Raw genomic sequence first — 2,571 nt, 5'->3', positions numbered from 1 at the left:
TACCACCATCACCTATGCCTTACCCAAGTCCGGTAAGGTTCGGCTAGACATCTATAACCTGAAGGGACAATTGGTCAATACCCTGGTCAATCAGGATATGGAAGCCGGGGTCCACAGCGTGGTATGGAATGGAACGGATAAGAACAAGCGAGCTGTGGCCAGCGGCGTATATTTCTACCGCCTCAGCAGCCCCGAAAGTAGCAAAACCAAGAGAATGCTCTTGATGAAATAGGCCACAAGGATAGGTGTAGGGGAGTGATCCGTTGCCTGGCTCCCCTCCCTCCGAACCATACGTGCGGTTTTCCCGCATACGACTCTCCAAAAAACAGGTATCTCATTTAAGAGACCGACATAAATCCCTGTGGCCTTTGATTAACTAGAAAAACCCACACTTATCAAAGATGGAATTAGGGTATCTTTGGTTGTCTTTGCCACACGTCGCTATTCATCTGTGTTTCTCATGTTTCCTGAGGATACTGCGAAGTCTGCGTCTTATCCAACCGTCTTGCTCGGAGAAGCTGTACTTGTAAGCATACTTGAAATATTCAAACCATCCTCGTTGGATGGGTTTTGTCCGATTGAAGATGGTCTCTAAGCTATGTGCGTTACAGCGTTTGGTGTGTTTCCTGATATTATCTCTGAACTTCTTGATGCTCTTGTTTGAAGAGAACTTCATCCGTTTCTTGAACTTATAGCCCAGGAACTCAAAGATATCTGTTTCAGTATCGACAATCTTCGTCTTTGTTGGATACAAGATTAACCCTGCTTCCCGTGCCCCTTGACTCCTTTCGGGTTGTGTTGTCCCGAATATTATCGCTACTATGGGCACTCTGTCTCCTGCCTTGCCTACGGCAACAAGCCGTTTTTTTGCTATCGATTGCTTTCTGAACTGCCGTCCCGGGACTCAGCTCGCTAAAGCGCGGTGTTGAAGGGAGCTTTTGCGCTTATTTATCTCCAACAGCCACAGGAACGGCAATTTAGAATAACATAAGGTGATTGAAAAAAGTTCTTGACACAAGCTAAGACAAATGTTTAATTGCATTTATTGAAAGCGTGATTGGAAATAACTTATCTGTTGCTCCCTCGTACTACTGCTCTTTCTTTGCATCAAAAGTGGGATACCTTTTACAGGTGGCTAGGCGAAAGATAAAAAGGTTTTGGCGAAATCCTTCCATAGGGTTTCATGGTTCTGGTACCTGACTTGGGATCGAACAATCCTGGTCAGGATTCAAATGTTACTGCTGATGCATACAAAACAAATTTGAGACCCATTATGTTAACACACACTAAATCTAGCATTAGTTTTTTAGCAGCCAATTTCAAGACTAAGGCAGATGGCCATTTTTGCTTCGGAGGGGATAGCCCCAAAAAAACAGAACAGTTGTTACAAAGACTAGCAAGGTCAAAAAACAATATCCACTCAATGATTGCCAGCTTGCATGAATCAATTGGAAAACAGGCTTTTATGGCAGCATTATTCCTCATTTCAGCGACGTTTCTACTGGCTGATTATAGTGTTAATGAAAGCCCCAATGGTCCTGTTTGCAACCCTAGTTACGATCAGTGTGAACTCTTCTCCATCGTTCCAGCTACAAGCTCCGGTGTTATTGTTACAAATTCGATAGTTGATCCGGCAATCAATGCAACGGTTATCCAGAATAATGGTAGCATAGTGTTCACCATTGAAGATATTGCGATGTCCGAACATTTTGCAGTATCCTTGGATGGAACGAAGATCGAAGACTACACTAGGGATGGATGGGATATCTCATTTACTCCTAACTTGATGTCTGGGAACCATCGGATAGCAGGCGTTTATGCGCTTGCCGATCCAAGCACAATAGATTGGCAACTGGCTTTTAACGATACGTTTGATGTAACAAGCGATGATCATTATTATCAAAACAGTTACGCAAAAATCTATCCCTGCACCAACGGAGCATCAGATTATGGAGCGATTCGTCCCACTCTAAACGTTCAAGATCCATTGATACAGAATAATGTAATAAGCACTACAAACAGCAACGGGTGCAGTATCAATTCAGGATCGGGATACTACCCGTATAGCATAAGTTATAATATTATTCATAAAACCAGTTTGTCTGGTTTCAATCTAAACTTCAGCGATCCTGATGAGCCAAGGTTTACTTACCAATGCGACCCGGAACTTGATTCAAATTATCAACCCATTTGGAACGCTACAACAATGTCCCCCTGCATTGATGCCGGTATCGGCGAGGATGAGGACGGCACTCCTGTAGATATTGGCACCATCCCGGCAATCGCGCATCGCCACTGGGAATATAGCTTCGAGAATCAATACGATGTGGATAGATGGCATTGGGTGAGCTACCCGGTGCTGAACACAACTACCAATAATGCTCTTATAGCGAGAAAGTTCTTTGAGGAATTGCTGGCCATTCATATGAACTCTAATAACAGTGACACCCCCACCTACCTGGATACGATTAGGTGGGTTACTGGTCCTGAACAAGATCGACATAATATCCATTGGCTTGAAAATGAATATAATTGGACTCCTAATCAGTACTCCCATTTTGTCTCCAGTCC

The 2,571-nt window shown here is 43.7% G+C and carries 3 protein-coding genes; 2 read left to right on the top strand and 1 reads right to left on the bottom strand.

Going from position 1 to position 2,571, the window contains the following annotated elements:
* The coding region (locus tag LHW48_11165) for a T9SS type A sorting domain-containing protein (GenBank protein MCB5261007.1) at positions 1–232 on the top strand (232 nt) is incomplete at its 5' end.
* Between the two features lie 213 nt (positions 233–445).
* Here LHW48_11165 and LHW48_11160 read toward each other — a convergent pair.
* Entirely contained in the window at positions 446–829 is a 384-nt protein-coding gene (locus LHW48_11160; protein ID MCB5261006.1) for a hypothetical protein, read from the bottom strand.
* A 444-nt stretch (positions 830–1,273) separates the two neighbouring features.
* On the opposite strand from LHW48_11160, the gene LHW48_11155 reads away from it, so the two are divergent.
* A partial coding sequence (locus LHW48_11155; GenBank protein MCB5261005.1) for a hypothetical protein occupies positions 1,274–2,571 on the top strand: 1,298 nt, incomplete at its 3' end.

Source organism: Candidatus Cloacimonadota bacterium, assembly GCA_020532355.1.
GTDB lineage: Bacteria > Cloacimonadota > Cloacimonadia > Cloacimonadales > Cloacimonadaceae > UBA5456.
The sequence above is the reverse complement of the archived record's forward strand: the minus strand, read 5'-3'. Positions and strand labels throughout refer to the sequence as shown.